The organism is Serratia sp. (in: enterobacteria) (assembly GCF_052400455.1).
GTDB classification, from domain to species: domain Bacteria; phylum Pseudomonadota; class Gammaproteobacteria; order Enterobacterales; family Enterobacteriaceae; genus Serratia; species Serratia ureilytica.
This window is the reverse complement of record NZ_CP185812.1, coordinates 1,380,423-1,399,025: the sequence shown is the minus strand read 5'-3', so window position 1 is coordinate 1,399,025 and position 18,603 is coordinate 1,380,423. Positions and strand designations below refer to the sequence as shown.

At 60.2% G+C, this 18,603-nt stretch carries 22 protein-coding genes; 9 read left to right on the top strand and 13 right to left on the bottom strand.

Annotated features, from left to right (window positions below):
- The first annotated feature begins 47 nt into the window (after positions 1 to 47).
- Positions 48 to 896 (top strand): PA4780 family RIO1-like protein kinase, encoded by an 849-nt coding sequence (locus tag ACORQT_RS06705; RefSeq protein WP_033642304.1) that lies wholly within the window; start codon positions 48 to 50, stop codon positions 894 to 896.
- A gap of 8 nt (positions 897 to 904) precedes the next feature.
- On the opposite strand, the gene ACORQT_RS06700 is transcribed toward ACORQT_RS06705, so the two are convergent.
- Positions 905 to 1,123 (bottom strand): DUF7661 family protein, encoded by a 219-nt coding sequence (locus tag ACORQT_RS06700; RefSeq protein WP_033642303.1) that lies wholly within the window; start codon positions 1,121 to 1,123, stop codon positions 905 to 907.
- A gap of 69 nt (positions 1,124 to 1,192) precedes the next feature.
- On the opposite strand from ACORQT_RS06700, the gene ACORQT_RS06695 reads away from it, so the two are divergent.
- Complete coding sequence (locus ACORQT_RS06695) at positions 1,193 to 2,020, top strand: AraC family transcriptional regulator (RefSeq protein ID WP_033642302.1); 828 nt, start codon at positions 1,193 to 1,195, stop codon at positions 2,018 to 2,020.
- Here ACORQT_RS06695 and ACORQT_RS06690 read toward each other — a convergent pair.
- From ACORQT_RS06690 to lsrG, 3 genes are all read right to left on the bottom strand, one after another.
- Entirely contained in the window at positions 1,996 to 2,589 is a 594-nt protein-coding gene (locus tag ACORQT_RS06690) for a LysE family translocator (protein ID WP_033642301.1), read from the bottom strand. The two genes, ACORQT_RS06695 and ACORQT_RS06690, sit on opposite strands and share 25 nt — an antisense overlap.
- 82 nt (positions 2,590 to 2,671) lie before the next feature.
- On the bottom strand, positions 2,672 to 3,577 hold the full coding sequence (locus tag ACORQT_RS06685; protein ID WP_033642300.1) for an EamA family transporter: 906 nt from the start codon (positions 3,575 to 3,577) through the stop codon (positions 2,672 to 2,674).
- A gap of 87 nt (positions 3,578 to 3,664) precedes the next feature.
- Positions 3,665 to 3,958 carry a (4S)-4-hydroxy-5-phosphonooxypentane-2,3-dione isomerase gene (gene lsrG, locus ACORQT_RS06680; protein ID WP_033642299.1) on the bottom strand — a complete coding sequence of 98 codons (294 nt, stop codon included), beginning with the start codon at positions 3,956 to 3,958 and terminating at the stop codon, positions 3,665 to 3,667.
- 193 nt (positions 3,959 to 4,151) lie between these two features.
- Between lsrG and lsrK the strand changes: the two genes are divergently transcribed.
- The 6 genes from lsrK to ACORQT_RS06650 all read left to right on the top strand — a co-directional run bounded on the left by lsrK (position 4,152) and on the right by ACORQT_RS06650 (position 9,711).
- A complete protein-coding gene (lsrK, locus tag ACORQT_RS06675) occupies positions 4,152 to 5,717 on the top strand; it encodes an autoinducer-2 kinase (RefSeq protein WP_164057411.1) in 1,566 nt (521 codons plus the stop codon).
- 229 nt (positions 5,718 to 5,946) lie between these two features.
- Positions 5,947 to 7,131, top strand: a complete 1,185-nt coding sequence (locus ACORQT_RS06670; RefSeq protein ID WP_033652404.1) for an MFS transporter — start codon at positions 5,947 to 5,949, stop codon at positions 7,129 to 7,131.
- 59 nt (positions 7,132 to 7,190) lie between these two features.
- Entirely contained in the window at positions 7,191 to 8,084 is an 894-nt protein-coding gene (locus tag ACORQT_RS06665; RefSeq protein WP_164057412.1) for a LysR family transcriptional regulator, read from the top strand.
- A 79-nt stretch (positions 8,085 to 8,163) separates the two neighbouring features.
- Positions 8,164 to 8,505 (top strand): HNH nuclease YajD, encoded by a 342-nt coding sequence (yajD, locus tag ACORQT_RS06660; protein WP_004939576.1) that lies wholly within the window; start codon positions 8,164 to 8,166, stop codon positions 8,503 to 8,505.
- Positions 8,506 to 8,776: 271 nt separating this feature from the next.
- A complete protein-coding gene (locus ACORQT_RS06655) occupies positions 8,777 to 9,412 on the top strand; it encodes an AAA family ATPase (RefSeq protein WP_016928620.1) in 636 nt (211 codons plus the stop codon).
- Positions 9,409 to 9,711, top strand: a complete 303-nt coding sequence (locus tag ACORQT_RS06650) for a hypothetical protein (protein ID WP_164057413.1) — start codon at positions 9,409 to 9,411, stop codon at positions 9,709 to 9,711. Before ACORQT_RS06655 ends, ACORQT_RS06650 begins: the two co-directional genes overlap by 4 nt.
- 38 nt (positions 9,712 to 9,749) lie before the next feature.
- On the opposite strand, the gene ACORQT_RS06645 is transcribed toward ACORQT_RS06650, so the two are convergent.
- The 5 genes from ACORQT_RS06645 to ACORQT_RS06625 form a co-directional block, all read right to left on the bottom strand.
- Positions 9,750 to 11,993, bottom strand: coding sequence for a xanthine dehydrogenase family protein molybdopterin-binding subunit (locus ACORQT_RS06645; protein ID WP_197850103.1), 2,244 nt, complete (start codon positions 11,991 to 11,993; stop codon positions 9,750 to 9,752).
- Between the two features lie 2 nt (positions 11,994 to 11,995).
- Positions 11,996 to 12,448 carry a (2Fe-2S)-binding protein gene (locus tag ACORQT_RS06640; protein ID WP_033642292.1) on the bottom strand — a complete coding sequence of 151 codons (453 nt, stop codon included), beginning with the start codon at positions 12,446 to 12,448 and terminating at the stop codon, positions 11,996 to 11,998.
- A gap of 16 nt (positions 12,449 to 12,464) precedes the next feature.
- On the bottom strand, positions 12,465 to 13,796 hold the full coding sequence (locus tag ACORQT_RS06635; protein WP_089191336.1) for a c-type cytochrome: 1,332 nt from the start codon (positions 13,794 to 13,796) through the stop codon (positions 12,465 to 12,467).
- Positions 13,793 to 14,317 (bottom strand): MarR family winged helix-turn-helix transcriptional regulator, encoded by a 525-nt coding sequence (locus tag ACORQT_RS06630; RefSeq protein ID WP_080350166.1) that lies wholly within the window; start codon positions 14,315 to 14,317, stop codon positions 13,793 to 13,795. The genes ACORQT_RS06635 and ACORQT_RS06630 overlap by 4 nt, the downstream gene beginning before the upstream one ends.
- A 168-nt stretch (positions 14,318 to 14,485) precedes the next feature.
- Complete coding sequence (locus ACORQT_RS06625; RefSeq protein ID WP_033642291.1) at positions 14,486 to 15,241, bottom strand: CDP-diacylglycerol diphosphatase; 756 nt, start codon at positions 15,239 to 15,241, stop codon at positions 14,486 to 14,488.
- 238 nt (positions 15,242 to 15,479) lie between these two features.
- Between ACORQT_RS06625 and ACORQT_RS06620 the strand changes: the two genes are divergently transcribed.
- Positions 15,480 to 16,280 (top strand): alpha/beta fold hydrolase, encoded by an 801-nt coding sequence (locus tag ACORQT_RS06620; RefSeq protein ID WP_164057440.1) that lies wholly within the window; start codon positions 15,480 to 15,482, stop codon positions 16,278 to 16,280.
- A 41-nt stretch (positions 16,281 to 16,321) separates the two neighbouring features.
- Here the strand turns inward: ACORQT_RS06620 and ACORQT_RS06615 are convergent, their stop codons facing one another.
- From ACORQT_RS06615 to ACORQT_RS06600, 4 genes are read right to left on the bottom strand one after another with little or no spacing between them, the layout of a single operon-like run.
- Positions 16,322 to 16,924, bottom strand: a complete 603-nt coding sequence (locus tag ACORQT_RS06615) for a helix-turn-helix transcriptional regulator (protein WP_047572241.1) — start codon at positions 16,922 to 16,924, stop codon at positions 16,322 to 16,324.
- On the bottom strand, positions 16,921 to 17,208 hold the full coding sequence (locus ACORQT_RS06610; protein ID WP_444859344.1) for a hypothetical protein: 288 nt from the start codon (positions 17,206 to 17,208) through the stop codon (positions 16,921 to 16,923). The genes ACORQT_RS06615 and ACORQT_RS06610 overlap by 4 nt, the downstream gene beginning before the upstream one ends.
- 21 nt (positions 17,209 to 17,229) lie before the next feature.
- Positions 17,230 to 18,207, bottom strand: a complete 978-nt coding sequence (locus ACORQT_RS06605; RefSeq protein ID WP_444859343.1) for a hypothetical protein — start codon at positions 18,205 to 18,207, stop codon at positions 17,230 to 17,232.
- Between the two features lie 36 nt (positions 18,208 to 18,243).
- Complete coding sequence (locus tag ACORQT_RS06600; protein WP_154219866.1) at positions 18,244 to 18,396, bottom strand: hypothetical protein; 153 nt, start codon at positions 18,394 to 18,396, stop codon at positions 18,244 to 18,246.
- Between the last annotated feature and the right edge of the window lie 207 nt (positions 18,397 to 18,603).

Sequence of the window (18,603 nt, the reverse complement as noted above, 5' to 3'; positions counted from 1 at the left end):
ACTGCGCAAGCCATTCACACCGGAGCCTAAATAGGGTACAAGGCTGCATGAAAATTCCAAAACGACTCCAGCCGCTGGTGGATGACGGGTTAATCGACGAAGTCATCCGCCGTTTGAAAAGCGGCAAAGAAGCCGACGTGTTTATCGTGCGCTGCGGCGATGAGATCCGCTGCGCCAAAGTGTACAAAGAAGCCGAGAAGCGCAACTTCAAGCAGGCCGTGCACTACCAGGAAGGGCGCAAGGTGCGCAACAGCCGCGACGCGCGCGCCATGAGCAAAGGCTCCAAATTCGGCCGTCAGCAACAGGAAGAAGCCTGGCAGAACACCGAAGTGGACGCGCTGTATCTGCTGGCCAGAGCCGGGGTGCGGGTGCCGCAGCCGGACATCTGCCTGGACGGCGTGCTGCTGATGGAGCTGATCACCGACGAGGAAGGCCTGGTGGCGCCGCGTCTGAGCGATGTCATCCTGACGCCGGAACAGGCGCGCGCCGATCATGCTCTGATGATGAACTACGCGGTGCGCATGCTGTGCGCCGGCTTGGTGCACGGCGATCTGTCGGAATTCAACGTGCTGATGGATAAAGACGGGCCGGTGATCATCGATCTGCCGCAGGTGGTGGACGCCGCCGCCAACAACCACGCCAAAAGCATGTTCGAGCGCGATATCGACAATCTGGCGGAATATTACGGCCAATTTGCGCCGGAGCTGCGCGACAGCCAATATGCCAAAGAGATCTGGGCGCTGTATCAGGAAGGCACGCTGACGCCGGACAGCGTCCTCAGCGGCCGATTCAGCGAAATTCAGAAGCGCGCCGACGTCGGCTCGGTGCTGGAAGAGATCCAGGCCGCCAGCGAGGAACATCAGCGCCGCCTCATGGCGCGCAACGCGGAAGAGTAACGCCCGCGCTACTCGACGCGAAACACGTCCGGCCGCTGCGGGGTCGCGGCTTCGTGATAGATATCCCCCAGATAGCCGGCGATCTCCTCTTCGCGCAGATCCGCCGGCAACACGATATCGTAGCTGGGGGCATATTTGCGCTCCGGCAGCGTCACGCGGAACAGCCGCCATTCGTCCCCGATACGCTTCACGCCTACCAGGCGGCCGAACACGTTAAAAATCATCATCCGCCATTCCCCTTTTCGTCGCTTTCAGGCTATAACACTGTGATGCCGCCGCAGTGAAAAGGAAAGCGCATGAGTGAAAAAACGCCCCAGTTCTGGCGCGACCCGCAGTTGCCTTTTGTCGAAGCGCGCGCCATCAATGATGGCCGCAAAGTGTGCTACAGCCTGCACAGCCACGAATTCTTTTCCATCGGCGCCATCACCGGCGGCGTCAGCACCTATGTCAACGGCGAGCGGCGCATGCAGGTCGGCGCCGGCGATGTGGTGATCATCAATCCGCAGCAGGCGCATGCCTGCAACCCGATCGCCGACCGCCGTTGGTCATACATCATGTTCTATCTCGATCTCGCCTGGCTCGGCGCGCTGCAGCAGGAAATGATGGGCGGCGACGGCGACCGCTTTGTCCCCTTCAGCCGGCCGCTCAGCCGCGATCCGGCGCTGTTCAACGGGCTGAACCAACTGTACGCGCTGCTGACGAACGCGCAGTGCGGCGCGCTGGAAAAACAGATCGCCCTGGTGGAGTATTTCAGCGCCCTGCAGCTCGCGCTGGGCAGCGGCCGCCAGCCGGAGACGCCTCCGCACCCCCGACTGGAAGCGGCGGCGGCGTTTATCGACGCGCACTGCACTCAGTCGCTGACGCTGGAAGACATTTGCCACGCCGCCGCGCTCTCGCCCTCCTACCTGATCCGCGCCTTCCGCCAGCGCTACGGCATGACGCCGCACGCCTATCTGGTCAATCGCCGCGTGCAGCACGGCCATCGGCTATTGAAAAGCGGCCTGCCGATCGCCGCGGCCGCCAGCGAAAGCGGCTTTGCCGATCAGGCGCACTTCCAGCGCACCTTCAAACAGCTGCTGGCCGCGACACCCGGCCAGTATCAAAAACCCTCCGCCAACAGATAGCAGGCGCTGGCCGCCAGCAACGCCGCCATCGCGCGATTGAAGCGTTGTACGTTGCGCGCCTGCCTGAGCAGGCCGCGCAACATCGCGCCAACGTAAGCCCAGCAGGCCACCGAAGCATAGCAAATCACGAAGTAGAGCCCGGCGAACTGCCACAGCAGCCGGATGTCACCGTCGCCGACAAACGCCCCGAGGCTGGCCACCGACGCCAGCCATGCCTTGGGGTTCAGCCATTGCATCAGCGCGCCGTACCAACAGGAAGGCGCCTGCGCCTCGCCGTTGCCCAGCCTGCCGTCGTCAAACGCCAGCCGGTAGGCCATAAACAGCAGGAAGGCCACGCCGGCCCATTGGATCAAGCGGGTCAACGCCGGCCACAGGATCAGCAGTTGGTGCATGCCCAAACCCAGCAGCACCAGCAACAGGGTAAACCCCAGCGTGGCGCCGAACACGTGACGCTGGGTCGCGCCAAAGCCGAACTGCGCCCCGGCGCTCAATGCGACGATGTTGACCGGGCCGGGCGTGATGGAGGCCGCCAGCGCAAATGCGGCCATGGAAAGGTAGATATTATTCATGAGGGCACCTGAGGAAAAATTCACAGACGCCAGAATGCCGGGCCGCGCCGACAACGTATTGAACAGAATTGCCCTGTTAGGTTTAGCGCACCGCGACGGCCCGCCGGCGCGGCAACCCGAAGGTATTGACCGCCATGCCGGCCAGCACCAGCAACGCGCCGCCGAACTGCGCCGGCGACAGCGCTTCGTCCAGCAGCAGCCAGGCGGCGAACAGCCCGACCAGCGGCACCAGCAGCGTCAGCGGCGCGACGCGCCAGGTTTCGTAGCGCCCCAGCAGGCTGCCCCATACCGAATAACCGAACAGCGTGGCGGCGAACGCCAGATAGGCAACCGCCAGCCAGGTGCCGACCTGCACATGGCTCAGGCTGGCCAACACCGCCTGCGGGCCGTCGAACAGCCAGCTGCAAATCAGGAACGGCAGTACCGGGATCGGCGCGCTCCACACCACCAGCGACAAAATGTTGCGCTGCGGGAAACCGGCCAGGATCTTCTTGTTGGTCAGGTTGCCCAGCGCCCAGGAGAACGCCGCCGCCAGGGTCAGCAGCAGGCCCGCCAGGGGGACCGCGCCGCTGCCCGGCTTATGCAGGCTGGCCTGCGCCAGCGCCAGCATGCCGCCGCTGGCGATGGCGATGCCGACGAAATGATTGACGCGCAGCTTTTCGCCCATCAGCACGACACCCAACAGCAGGGTGAAGAACACCTGCGCCTGCAACACCAGCGAGGCCAGCCCCGCCGGCATGCCCACCTTGATGGCGACAAACAGAAAGGCAAACTGCGCGAAACTCATGGTCATGCCGTAGAGCAACAGCCATTTCCACGGGATGGTCGGGCGCGGGATAAAGAAGATCGCCGGCAACGCCACCAGTAAAAAACGCATCCCGGCCAACAGGAACGGCGGCATCCCCTGCAGGCCGAACTTGATTACCACGAAATTCACGCCCCAGATCACCACCACCAACAGCGCCAACAACCGATCGCGCAATGTCATCCTCGCCCCGCTTATCCCATTGAAAATTCGCTTTGCCTTGCAGGTTACAACCAAACCGGGCGCATGGACACCGGCAAACGCCGGCGTTTATTCCGGCATCAGGCCAATGAAGGTGGTTTTCTTGCGCGGGCCGGTCATCAGCGCTTCCAGCTTCTCCACGCACTGCAGATAGTGTGGGGTCTGCTTGTGCGCCGCCACCGCCTGCTCGTCGCGATAGGCTTCGTAGATGTAAAACCGCGTCGGAATATGCTCATCCTGCAGCACGTCGAAACGCAGGTTGCCCGGCTCTTCGATCGCCCCCAGATGATTGGCGCGGAAAACGTCGATAAATTCGTCGATCTTGTCCTGTTTAACGTTGATCTCTACCAATGTGACGTGCATGACAGCTCCTTGTTTAAACGGTGCGCCGCAGCATGGCGCTTTCCAACCATAGGTTTATTCCCGTCGATTGCCCTGCCGCAACGGCAATTTTGCCGCCTGGCTCACAAATCGCACCGGCGATGCCCACCCCGCCCCCGGCGAGGGAAGACGGCGGCATCTATAGTTACTATTCCTCCCCCTGAGAGCATAGGCTATGGATAACTACTTGATGGCGCTGGACGCAGGAACAGGCAGCATTCGCGCGGTGATCTTCGATCTGGCGGGCAATCAGATCGCGCACGGCCAGGCCGAGTGGCAACACCTCGCGGTGCCGGGCGTACCCGGCTCGATGGAATTCGATCTCAACCGCAACTGGCAGTTGGCCTGCCAGTGCATCCGCCAGGCGTTGCAGCGCGCGGGGCTGAGCGCGCAGGCGATCCGTGCGGTAGCCTGCTGCTCGATGCGTGAAGGCATCGTTCTGTACGATCGCAACGGCGTGCCGATCTGGGCCTGCGCCAATGTCGATGCGCGCGCCAGCCATGAAGTCAGCGAACTGAAAGAGTTGCACAACCACGGCTTCGAACGTGAGGTCTACCAGTACTCCGGCCAGACGCTGGCGCTGAGCGCCATGCCGCGCCTGCTGTGGCTGGCGCACCACCGGCCGGACATCTATCGCCAGGCGGCGACGCTGACCATGATCAGCGACTGGCTGGCCTACATGCTGAGCGGCGAGCTGGCGGTCGATCCTTCCAACGCCGGCACTACCGGCATGCTGGATCTGACCAGCCGCGACTGGCGGCCGGCGCTGCTCGATATGGCCGGGCTGCGCGCCGATATTCTGTCGCCGGTGAAAGAGACCGGCGTCGTGCTGGGGCGCGTCACCGAGCAGGCGGCCCAGGAGAGCGGGCTGCTGCGCGGCACCCCGGTGGTGATGGGCGGCGGCGACGTGCAGCTCGGCAGCCTGGGCCTCGGCATCGTGCGCGCCGGGCAGACGGCGGTGCTCGGCGGCACCTTCTGGCAGCAAATCGTCAACCTGCCGGAACCGGCCATCGATCCGGAAATGAACATCCGCATTAACCCTCATGTCATTCCCGGCATGGCGCAGGCGGAATCCATCAGCTTCTTTACCGGCCTGACCATGCGCTGGTTCCGCGACGCTTTCTGCGCCGAAGAGAAACTGCTGGCGGAGCGACTGGGGCTCGACGCTTACAGCCTGCTGGAAGAGATGGCGGCCAGGGTGCCGCCGGGCGCCTACGGCGTGATGCCGATCTTTTCCGACGCCATGCATTTCAAAACCTGGTATCACGCGGCGCCGTCGTTCATCAACATGTCTATCGATCCTGAACGCTGCAACAAACAGACGCTGTTCCGCGCGCTGGAGGAGAATGCCGCCATCGTCTCAGCCTGTAATCTGGAGCAGATCGCCGCCTTCTCCGGCGTGCAGGCCCGCTCGCTGGTGTTCGCCGGCGGCGGTGCGAAGGGCAAACTGTGGAGCCAGATCCTCAGCGACGTCACCGGCCTGACGGTGCGGGTGCCGGTGGTGAAAGAAGCCACCGCGCTGGGCTGCGCGATCGCCGCCGGGGTCGGCGCCGGGCTTTACGCGTCGCTGGCTGAAACCGGCGAGCAGCTGGTGCGCTGGGAGCGCGAGCATCAGCCGGATCTCACCAACCATGCGCGGTATCAGGAACAGAAAGAAAACTGGCGGCGGATTTACGCCGATCAGCTGACGCTGGTGGATAGCGGCCTGACCACCTCATTGTGGAAAGCGCCGGGGCTCTAGCGCCGCGCGCGGCCCGGTCATAACCTTATACCGTTTTATTCCTTTCCCCTCGGCTCCCCTCGGCGCGGCGCAAGCCGCGTTTTAACTCGCTGCCGTCATTGTTCCCCCTCAGAAACAGTGTAACCACCGCAGATGGATTTATCTGCGCCTTCAGCCTGCCGTAGATTGTGACTTTGATCACGCCGCGCCCCGAGCGCGGCCTGCGCATTCACCTGAGAAGAGCGGCATTATGCTGAATAATAAAGATAACCCTGCATCATCCCCGTGGCCGGCGATCTTCTCGCTGACGGTCGCCTGTTTTGTCATGGTCACCACCGAGTTTTTGCCGATCGGCCTGCTGACCAACATCGCCCCTTCGCTCGGCGTCAGCACCGGCACCGCCGGGCTGATGGTGACCATGCCCGGCATCGTGGCGGCGGTGGCCGCGCCGGTATTGAGTCTGGCTTCCGGCCGGCTGGACAGACGCCTGCTGATGCTGGGGCTGTCGTTGCTGCTGATGGTGTCCAACCTGGTGGCGGCGCTGGCCGTCAACTTCCCGATGATGCTGCTGGGCCGCGTGCTGCTGGGCATCTGCGTCGGCGGCTTCTGGTCGTTCGCCGCCAACTACGGCCGCCATCTGGTGCCGGAAGCCAGCCAGGGCCGCGCCACTGCGCTGATCCTCAGCGGCATTTCGGTCGGCGCGGTATGCGGCGTGCCGGCCGGGGCGCTGATCGGCGATCTGTTCGGCTGGCGCGCCGCCTTCTTCGGCGGTGCGGCGCTGGCAGTCGGCGTCCTGTTGGCGCAGCTGCGTTTGCTCACGTCGGTACCGCCTTCCCGACCGGTCACGCCGCGCGATCTGGTGCTGCCGCTACGCCTGCCGATGGCGCGCATCGGCCTGATCGCCATCGTGCTGTTGTTCATCGGCCACTTCGCCGCCTATACCTATCTGCGGCCCCTGCTGCAGCAGGTGTTCGTGCTCAGCCCATCGGCGATCTCGCTGCAGCTGTTGGCCTATGGCGCCATCGGTCTGCTGGGCACCTTTCTCGGCGAGCGTCTGGCGGAACACAGCCTGCGCGCCACCTTCATACTGATCGCCGCCATGCTGGCGGGCATTTTGATCGTTTCGCCGCTGCTCAGCGGCCTCGCTGGCGCCACGCTGATGGTGCTGGTATGGGGGCTGGCCTTTGGCGCCGTGCCGGTCTGCGCCACCAACTGGATGTTCGCCGCCGTGCCGCAGGCGCCGGAAGCCGGTCAGGCGCTGTTGGTGTGCGTCATCCAGATCGCGCTGGCCTCCGGCGCACTGCTGGGCGGTGAAGTGGTGGACTGGCAGGGCGTCAGCAGCGCCATGCTGTTTGGCGGCGCGCTGATCCTCTCCGCCACGCTGGTATTCGGCCTCAGCTTGCGCTCCGGCGCGATTGGCGCTAAACAGTGTTAATCATTATCTATCTGCAGAAACATGCCCCGGCCACCGCCGGGGCATGGCGTTGAGAACCTATGGACCATCATTTGCTCGCTATCCGGGTATTTAACCGCGTCGTGGAAACCGGCGGCTTTACCCGCGCCGCCGATTCGCTGGGCATGCCGAAAGCGACGGTCACCAAGCTGATCCAAAATCTGGAGGATCACCTGCAGACCAAACTGTTCCAGCGCACCACCCGCAGCGTGTCGGTCACCCGCGAAGGCGAATGCTATTACCAGAATACGGTGAAATGGCTGGCGGATTTGGAGCAGATGGAGGGCTGTCTGACCGAGTCGCAGAATTCTCCGCAGGGCGTGCTGCGCATCGATACCGGCAGCGGCACCGCCCGCCAACTGCTGTTGCCGGCGCTGCCCGGCTTTTTGGAACGCTACCCGCAAATCCAGATCGATCTCAGCATCGGCGATCGCGTTATCGATTTGATCAGCGACAGCGCTGACTGCGTGATCCGCAGCGGTCCGCTGGCCGATTCCAGCCTGATCGCCCGCCGCCTGTTCGATCTGGACTGGGTGAGCTGCGCCACCCCGGCCTACCTGGCGCGCCACGGCACGCCGCGCCACCCGTGCGATCTGGAGCAGGGTTTCCCGATGGTGCACTATCGCCATCCGGTCAACGACCGCATCCATCCGCAACGCTATGTCGAGCGCGGCAAAGAGATCGCCATCCAGCAACGCTATCCGGTCAGCATCAACGAAGGCAACGCGCTGCTGGCGGCGAGCCTGGCCGGGTTGGGCATCATCCAGACCTATCGCTTTATGGCGCAGCCGCACCTCGACAGCGGTGAGCTGGTCAGCCTGCTGCACGACTGGCAGCCGCCGCCGGAGCAGATGTACGTGGTCTACCCGTCCAACCGCCACCTCAGCGGCAAGCTGCGGGCGTTTATCGACTGGGCGGTGGAGACGTTTCGCTAGCGGCAGGATGAGCCGCACGTTGTAGCCGCACGCAGTGTGGTATTATTGGCCGCATAGTGATTCACGACGGACGACCACCATGGCCTATATCCCCAAAAACTATGCGAAGCTGGAAACCGGCTACCGCGAAAAAGCGCTGAAACTGTTCCCCTGGGTGTGCGGGCGCTGCTCGCGCGAATTCGTTTATTCCAACCTGCGCGAGCTGACGGTGCACCACATCGATCACGATCACAGCAACAACCCGGAAGACGGCAGCAACTGGGAAATGTTGTGTCTGTATTGCCACGACCACGAACACTCGAAATACACCGAGGCCGATCAATACGGTTCGACGGTGGTGGCCGGTGAAGATGCGCAAAAAGATATCGGCGTCGCCACCCACAACCCGTTCGCCAACCTGAAGGCAATGATGAAGAAGTAACGCCATCGACAGCTTAATGAGCCACTAACTTATTAAGCTGTTAAATTAACAAAAAACTCTTCCGTTCCGCCACTTCCCAGAGAATTCCTACTTACCCATCCGGTCCATTCACCGCAAAATAAGCTGCGCAGTTAACAACATACTGGCTTGGCAAGCCGCCGCAGTTGGTGCATATTGTTCGCGAGTTGTTCTTGTTAACCTGTTTGATTATCAACCTAATAAGCACATTAACTTAATAAGTTACCCGCTTAATAACTTGAGAGATGGCAGCATGATTGTTCTGATTGGCTCGCAAAAAGGCGGCGTCGGCAAATCGACGAAAGCAGTGAATATCGCCGGGTATCTGATTCTTAAGCAAGGCAAGACGGCGATCATCGTCGATGCCGACGACCAGAAATCGATCATGACCTGGTACAACGACCGTCAGAACGTCGAGGGGCTGCCGCACATTCCGGTGGTGGCCGCGTCGGGTAAAATCAAGGAAACGCTGCTGGAGCTCGATCGCCATTACGACTACGTGATCGTCGATACCGCCGGCCGCGACAGCGCCGAACTGCGCTCCGGCCTGCTGGCCGCCGATCTGTTCCTATCGCCGCTGCGCCCTTCGCAGATGGATCTCGACACCATCGGCTATCTGTCGGAGATGTTCTCCACCGCGCAGGAATACAACGAGAAGGTCAAAGGCTACATCGTATTGAACATGTGCCCGACCAATATCTTCATTAATGAAGCCAACGAAGCGGCGCAGGTGCTGAGTGAATACCCGGAGTTCACCCTGGTGAGCAATCGCCTGTGCGACCGCAAGATTTACCGCGACGCCTGGGGTGAAGCCATCACCGTGCACGAGGCGAATAATGAAAAGGCGCAGACCGAAATTGAATGCCTGGTGAAAGAGGTGATCCTGTGAAGAAACGCACCCCCACCCACCGGATGTCGGAAGACGAATTCATCAACAGCGCCACCTCACACACACTGCCGGTCGCGGCGCCCGCGCCGGAAACCAAACCGGCCGGCCGCAAGCGCACTTATAAGGCGATCTCCGTCAGCCTGACGGACAACCACATTGAGGCTATCGATGAAGTGATCGTGCAGGCGGCGCGCAGCGGCATCGTGCGTATCACCCGCTCCGACATCATCAAGCTGGCGATCGACGGATTGGCGGAGAAAAGCGAAGCGCAATTGCTGGAACTGCTGAAAAAACTCTGACCGCACGGCAGCCGCCGGCTGATCGAGCCGGCGGGCCGTTACACCGACGAGAACTCGCGTGGGAACGGCATAGTACGATAGGTTTTGCCGGTGGCCTTATGCAGCGCGCTGGCCATCGCCGGGGCGACCACCGCAGTCGACACTTCCCCGCATCCCTGCGGCGCACGCGCGCTGTCGAGTATCACGACCTCCACCTTGGGCATTTCGGCGATCGCGAGCAGCGGATAGCGATCGAAATTCCCTTCCACCACGCCGCCCCGTTCAAAATGCAGCTCGCTGTGCAGACAGGTGGTCAGCGCAAAGCCGATGCCGCCCTCTACGTTGGCGCGCACCAGGTTCGGGTTTATCACCTTGCCACAGTCAATCGCACATACCGCGCGCAGCACCCGCAGTCGCCCCTCCTGAATGGCGATTTCAACCACCAAACCGACGTAGGTGGTGAAAGCATTATTGCGGCCGACCCAAATATTGCACGCCATACCGCGAGAAACGCCCGACGGCGGCTCATGCTGCCACCCCGCCGCCGCTGCGGTGGCGTCCAGGACGCGCAACGCTTCCGGGCTGCCCTGCAACAGATGCCGCCGATACGAATATTCGTCCCGGTTGGCCTTATGGCTGAGTTCGCTGATAAAGCTTTCCAAAAAGAACAGACTGGCGACGCTGCCGACACCGCGAAGATAGCTCAGGGAAATAGGCTGTTCGACGATGCCGGCCTCCACCTTCAGGTGTGGGATGCGATACGGCGTGCTGTAAACGCACTCCACCATACTTTCATCCCATCCCCCGGCCTCGTTGACCGTTTCGCGCCGCATTTGCCAGAAGAGCGACTGCCCGGCATAGCGCGCCCACAGCGCCTGCGGGTAGCCGTTTTCATCCAACAGCGCCCGATAATGGCTGATGCAGGCCGGACGATAGTATTCATGCCGCATGTCGATCTCGCGCGGATAGATCACTTTGACCGGTTTCCCCACCGCCCGGGAGGCGGCGGTAGCATGCATCACGGCATCCGGCAGATATTTGCGCCCAAAGCTGCCCCCCAGATAGGTCGTATTCACCACCACATCCGTCGGCTTCAGCCCGAACATTTTCGCCAGAACGTTGCGCACCATGTCCTGCCCCTGGAAGGGGCCCCAGGTTTCGATACGGCCCTCGCCGTAATGGCTGGTGGCATTGCAAGGCTCCAGGGTGGCGTGCGCCACATAAGGTGCGCTGTAACGCGCCTCATGCAAGCGCGAACCTTGTTCAACGCCACGAATCAACGCCGACGCCTCGCCGCGATCGACCGCCGGCACCAGTGTATCGCCATCCAACATCGCCAGATTCTCCGCCGCAATCGCGCTATCGGTCAGCGCTTTTCCTGCGCCCGGCAGCCAGTCGACCTCCAGCAAATCAGCCGCCTTTTTGGCCTGCCAGTAGCTCGCCGCCACCACGATCACCGTATTGAGCGACATATCATGATCCAATCCGACCATGTTGTTCATCGACCACTGCCGGGTCAACACCAGATCCACCACGCCCGGCATGGCCCGAATCTGTCGTTCATTACGCACGGCGACCAGCTTTCCGCTAAGGTCGGGCACCATCCAGGGAACGCCGATCAGCATCTCCGGCAAGTCGATATCAATACCGTAAATCGCACTGCCATCCACTTTCTCCGGCGTATCGACCCGCAACAGCGGCTTGCCAATGACACTCTCTCGCTCTTGCGCCTCACTCTTTAAAGCAGGCTGCGGATCCAACGGCAGTTCGGCGGCATAGCGCACCAAATCGCCATAGGCGACCTTGCGCTTCCCGTCTTTCTCAAGCACCCAGCCTTTCTCCGTGCGGCACTGCGATGGTGAAAGCGCGAAATGTTTTGCGCCGGCCCGCAGAAAGAAATCTCTCGCCTGTGCGCCGGCCAGCCGGGCACGCTGATAAAATTTGGTCATGGAGGTTGAGGCGGCGACAAACTGCGCGAAAGCCTCGCCCCCGGCAACCTGACGGTAAGCGTCACGGCCGGTGACGAATTTCACCGTCACCTGCGCCCAATCGGCATCCATCTCCGCCGCCACCACTTCGGCCAGGCCGGTGTAAATCCCCTGCCCAACCTCACATTGCGACACGCCGATGACGATGCGCCCATCGCGGTCGATCCAGATCCAATCGTTCAATTCATGCTGACTGTCCGGTGGCGCCACGTCTTGTGAAACCACGGCCGCCAGGCTGCGCGTCGATATCGGCAGCAGCATGGCGGCCACTGCCAACGCGCTGCCTTTTATCAAGGTTCTGCGGGTGATCGCCATACTCAGGGTTCTCCCTTGTCGGCGGCGCGGTGCACCGCCGCACGGATACGGTGGTAAGTGGCGCAGCGGCACAGATTGGTCAGGCCCGTATCTATCTGCCGATCGTCCGGCCTCGGGTGTTCCGCCAGCAGCGCGCTGACCGCCATGATCATGCCTGATTGGCAGTAGCCGCACTGCGGCACGTCCTCCGCAATCCAGGCCTGCTGCACCGGATGACGGCGATCGATGGACAGCCCTTCGATGGTGGTCACCTGCCGATCGCGCACCAATTGCAGCGGATAACAGCATGAACGCACAGCCTTACCGTCGACATGTACCGTACAAGCGCCACAGGCGCCGATACCGCAGCCGAACTTGGTGCCGGTTAATTTAAAATGTTCTCGGATCACCCACAGCAGCGGCGTATCCGGCTCGCCGTTAAATTCGACCGCCTGGCCGTTCAGATTGAACTTCATGCCATCCTCTCTTGGATCAATGCTTCACCCGACGTTTCACCCACGCCCCAATGACGATCAATACCAGCAATACGCCGCCCCAGAACACATAAGGCAATGACGTAATCAACAGCGGTTTTTCACCGCCCGCCCGCTGCAGAGCCACTTGCTCCGGCGTTATCCTGACCGCCGGATTGCCGAATTGCTGCAATACGTAATTGCCCAATTCAGCCAGTTGCCGGTCATCCAGACTATCGGCGAAACCCGGCATCCAGGTCTGCAGCGTCTCCCCCTGACGCTGCACGCCATACAGCATCACCATGATCAGGTTATTGGCCCGTTCGCTGCCTACGGTGGTGTTGTGCGTCAAAGAAGGGAAATGGCCGTCATAAGCCCCCTCGCCGCCCAGACGATGGCAGCTGGCGCAGGAAACGGCATACAGCGCCTGTCCGGCGGCACGGCCTTTACCGCCCCCCTGATATTGATAGGCCGCTTTCGTTCCTTGTACGGTGACGATCGGCGGCGTTTGTTTAAGCCAATCGGCGATGGCGCCGAGGTCGTCGTCACTCAGGAAACGCAGGCTATGCTCCACCGCCTCCGCCATGCCGCCGGCAGCCTGAGCTTTGTCATTGCGGCCGGTACGCAGATACTGCACCAATTCTTTCTGGCTCCAGCCGCCGATGCCGCTCACGGGATCCGAGGTGATATTCGGCGCGATCCAACCGCCGGCTTCTCCTCCTGCCAGATAGCGATCGCCGCGTTCCGCCATCATCCCGTTACGCGGGCTGTGACACGCCGAGCAATGCCCCAACACATCCACCAGATAGCGGCCACGCGCCTTCCTCTCGTCTGCATCGACGGGCGTCTTTTTCAGAAACAGCCAGTTCCAGCCGTGGATCGCATAACGCCAGGAAAAAGGGAACGTCAGTTGGGTCTCAGGCACCGCACGATCGACCGGTGCGACACCGGCCATAAAATAGCGATACAGCGCGTGCAGATCGTCATCACTCAGCCCCCGATAAGCGGTATAAGGCATGGCGGGATACAAGGGTTGGCCGTCCCGCCGAATGCCCTGCGTTAACGCGCGGCGAAACTCTTGTTCACTGTAGTCGCCAATGCCGGTTCCTTTGGCGGGCGTGATATTGCTGGCGATGATGTCGCCCATCGGCGACGCGATGGCATAACCGCCGACATAGGGGGCGTCCTGTTGACTGCTGCCGCGGTGACAAGCCGCGCAATCTGCGGCGGTAGCCAGATATTTTCCCCGTGCGATGACCTGTTGGTCATTCTGGCTGGCGAAGACCGAGCAGGAGAAGATCCCCAACGCGATAACGCACAGCTGTTGTGCTCTCCGCCAGCGGCCGTTCACGCTTCACCTTCCGGCTTCATCGCACCCGCTCGCTCCTCCGCCAGAAGAGCAAACTCGTCCGGCAACAGATTTTCCTGTTCGAGCATCGCTATCGCGTTATGCTTGATGCCAAACAATACGCGGTAAAAAGCCTCCAGATCGTTGGCCGAAATGCCGTTGAGCAGTTTTTCCCGCGCTTGCTGGCTGGAATGATCCAACTGCGCCAGCATCTCCTGCCCGGCCTCGGTCATTCTCACCCCTTTGGCGCGCTTATCTTCGGACAGAGCATCGCGGGCGATAAGCCGATTTTTTTCCAGAAACAGCAGCGCGCGCGACATCGTCGAGACTTCGGCGTTCAAATGCTGCGAAACGTCTTTCAACGTGCAGCCATCCCCCAGATCGGCAATCGCACTCAGCGCCAGCCAATGCGGGCGCGTCAGATTGGTCATTTTCACCGACTGGTCCATCGCCGTGCGCCACAGGCGATTGGTCACATCCAGATGGATGCCCAGTGCAGCAGGAAGTTTACGTGGTTGTGACATGTCGGGTTACTCTCGATTATTTATTTGCTTGTGCAAACAAATAGTAGATCGAACATGAGAACAGGATCAAGCAGAGGAGGGAGAATAAAATAAAAGCGATTTAATACATTTGGTTAGTTTGTATCGCACGGCGTACGCTCCCCAACGACGGGGAGCGATAAGAAAAACTCAGTTCCCCGCGACCTCGCACCGGTAGTCCTGAATTTCACCGGCCGACCCCAGGTTGAGATCGGTCAACTTCAAACGGTTTGCCAACAGCAGCATCTCGCCCTGCGGGCTGACCGCCAGCGCCAGGCCGTAATTGCCGATGCTGTCGCCCTGCTCGACCACGTAGTTTTGCAACAAGCGGAAAGGATCTTCCTGGGTTAAATCGGTGCCCGCCAATTTTCTGGCCAGATATTGATGGCCGACCAATTTCACCGCCAGCGGCCGCCACTGTTGATCTAATTGCTCAGCCTGTTCCCCCAGCGCGTTATAGACATCCTGGCGCAAGCAGGCAACGTGAATATGCAACTGATTTTGAGAGCGGCCATATTTCGAATTGACCGCCAGAGAAACCCATGCGTCTTTTAACGGTTTACCCAGCTCGCTGGATATATGTTCGCGGTTATTCCAGGCCTGGGCGAAATAAGGCGGCGTTCGATCCGCTTGCAATATCGGGCTCTCGATGCCGCTGACCTTTTCGGTCGGCATCACCAGATCGTGGTAAGGGCCCTTGCTGTCCTTAAACAGCACATATCCCTCGGTTAAATCCACCTTTAAGCAGGGCGCAGGATCGTGGTTCTGCTGCTGATTGGGCACGCACTGTTGGCTGACTATCTGCCACAGCGCATTCGGATTGCCGCGCCCGAAGAACCACCACAGCACCGCCGCCAGCAGCAAAATGACAAGCAAAATAATTAATAGTCTGAAAAGTCTTTTCATCGCGACTCCCTGTTTATCTATTCCATACCGAAAGGAGCGCCAGCATAAACCAAGGCTCCGGCATCGACCAGAATATTATCCTTAATGTCACCTTTTATTGACGTCTTGTTAGCAATGGATAATTAAAAATAAGCCTCCACCTGAGTAATTTAAGGTAAATTAATACCGTGGGTTGAATATGAGTGTGATATAAGCAGCCGGGACTCTTTTTATATAAGGAACCGATAAGATGCCAACGATGGGCAAATCCCTGCATTATCTCGACGTAGGTTCAGGCTTTCCATTGCTGCTGGGCCACAGCTATCTGTTCGATCTGAATATGTGGGCGCCGCAGTTAGAAGCGCTGGCTAAACGCTACCGCCTGATCGTACCGGATCTCTGGGGCCACGGCGATTCACCGGCGCTGCCACCCGGGCGAAACAGCCTGTCGGATATCGCCGCCGATCATTTGGCGCTGATGGATCATTTGGATATTGAAGAGTTCGGCATCGTCGGCCTGTCCGTCGGCGGCATGTGGGGCGCCGAACTGGCGGCGCTGGCACCGGAGCGGGTGAAAGTGCTGGCGCTGCTGGACAGCTACCTGGGCGACGAAACTCCAGAGGCGCGGCAGCGCTATATGGGCATGCTGGCCGCCGTGGAACAGGCCGGCGCCATCACGTCGCCGCTGCTGGAATATATCGCCGCGCAGTTCTATTCCGACGAAGTGCCCGCTGCGCTGTCGCAGCCGTTGCTGGCCCATCTGCAAAGCCTGCCCGCCGAGCGCCTGCGCGAAAGCATCGTGCCGCTGGGCCGGATGATCTTCGGCCGCCCCGACAAGCTGGCGCTGCTGGAACACATCACCGCCGCCAGCATCGTCATCACCGGCGCGCAGGATAAGCCGCGCCCGCCGGCGGAAGGCCAGCGCATGGCGGATCTTCTCGGCTGCCGACATGTGCTGATCCCCAACGCCGGGCATATCAGCAACAAGGAAAATCCGGCGGCGGTCAATGAAACGCTGCTGGCGTTTCTTGCCGAAAGCACCACGCCGCTGTTTTGGTAAGTCGCTCCGGGCCGCCAGGCCCGGACCTGCCATGCCATCGCTCAGACGACGTGGCTATCGCCATTTCCCTGACCGAACTCCCCCAGACGCAACCAGCGGTAAAGCTCCGCATCGCGCTGAAAATGCATCTTTCTCATCACCGCCCGTTTATGCGTGCTCACCGTCTTGATGCTGACCCGAAGCCGACGGGCAATGGCGGTCGGCGTCATTTCCCAACTCAGGTAACGCATCACTTGTTTTTCCTGCGGCGTCAATGGCAACGGCTGGCACCAGGCGCAACAAGAAAAACCGCAGGCGCCGCCGGTTCGGCCTTTTATCACCCGCGCTACCGTGTGCAACAGCTTTGCGACGCCTTCATTGCGGTACACCCTGCCCGCTTCCCTCAGGCACCCCGAAATGGCGCGAATGCGGGCTTCTCTGAGATCGTAAACGGCGAGATAAAGGGCGTGAGGAGCATGGGGAGGATGGCAAAAACGCGCCATGTCGCCTTTGGCGATCGCCTGGAACACAAGGTCGGCATTCATCGGCTCGCTGCAGCGCGCCTCGATGCCACGTTCACTAAAATAGTCGCTCAACGCCCGATACGCCCCGGCGACAAAAAAGCAGTCGATATCCAGGAAGGCGATATTGATGACCGTGTTCACGCCGTTTCCCTCCGCGCGAAAACAAACCGGCAAAACCGGCCGGCATTGAGCCTGCTGCGCCCATCCAACGTAACGAGCAGCAGCGTCAAAACCGCCCATTGGATGAGCGACAGCCCGAACGGGTAGGAAAACTGCGCGCACAGCAGCAAGGGAATGCCGCTCGTCGCCAACGCGGCCTCTTCCCCGGCGGCCGGGCTGTGCAAGCGGGCGGCGATGCGCTCCCGTCGCCATGTTTGGTGCACCAGCGCCGCCACGCCCGCCAGCAGGCACAGCATGCCCGCCAACGCAACGACGCCGCCTTCTATTCACCACAGCAGGAGCTCATTATAGGGTTGCCGCGCTGCGCCTGCCCGCGCCACCGCGGGCAGCGCATGGGCCTGTAAATGCTCAAAGCCATGCTCGAATCGGCCATAGCCCCATCCCAACCAGGGCCGCTCTACCACCAGCGCCAGCGAGTCAAGCAGCGTATCGCAGCACGGCGCGGCATTCGACAAACGAACGCCGGCGTTCAATTCATCCGCCAATATCGCCAGGCAGAATCCCAATGCCGTCATCAGCAGCGCGAGCACGCAATGCAGCGGGTATCTGCGCACAAACATCAGGGTCAACAGCGCGGCACCCAATAGCACGCTGAGACAAACGGTCTGCGATGCCCCCCAGCCCAGCGCGGCGGATAAACCGATCAAGAGCGGCAGCAAGAGTAAAATACGCCATCGCTCGTTATCTCGGCGCAACATGCGGAACCGAGGCAACACCGTCAGACCCCATCCCGCCAATAATCCGCTCGCCAATAAACTGCTCGCGGCATCCGGCCAACGCCCCCCGCTGCCGGCATAGCCCGCCGCCGCCTCGGCCGGGGAGGAAAAAAGCCAAATGCCTCCCACGGCTGCGGCTAATACCAGCGTATAGATAAACGCAATACGCACGTGTTGCATGACCCGATATTGCAATAGGATAAAGTAAATAATCCAACTGCCAAACAGGCAGGCCATTCGCCCGACGGTAAGCACGCCCCACTCGGCACGAGAATAAAAAAGGGGCAGCAGCAATATCACCGCGCCCAGCGCAAAGAAAAAACACGCGGGGGTCATCCCCCACGCTTTTCGCAAAAAAAGGAGCGCGCCGCCGACGCCCAATAAAGCAAACAGGACAATCCCAATCACAAGAGAATATGGAAACGTCAGCGAGAAATAGTTCATATCATAGTGATAAATATAGCCACCCAACAAAAGCAATACGCTGACATAGACCATCACCATGAACTTTAAACATGGAATAGACATAATAATTTCATCCCAAAATATCTATCTGAAAAATCATCAGAAAAGGCTAAGCCATTTTTCAATTGCAATAAAAGAAATGCCTGTCAGCAACACCAGCCCGGTAACTATCGCCATCACAATCCCGACAGATTGAATAGCTTCAAAAAGCTTTCGCCTGTAGCGTAAAAGCGTCCAGTTTCTTTTAAACATACCTTTTCCTCTTGGCCATTCAGGCTTCAAGCAAAGAAAGCCCGCAATTTAAACGTGGATTACCGGCAAAATCCTGTCGCATTCCCCAGCGAGATCCATAGTATCGCCGCAGCCAAAATCAAGATATATGTATTAAATTTAACCATAAAAACAGTTTTTAATTCCTAAAAATAATAAAAATAAAGAATTAAAAACTAAAACAAAGAA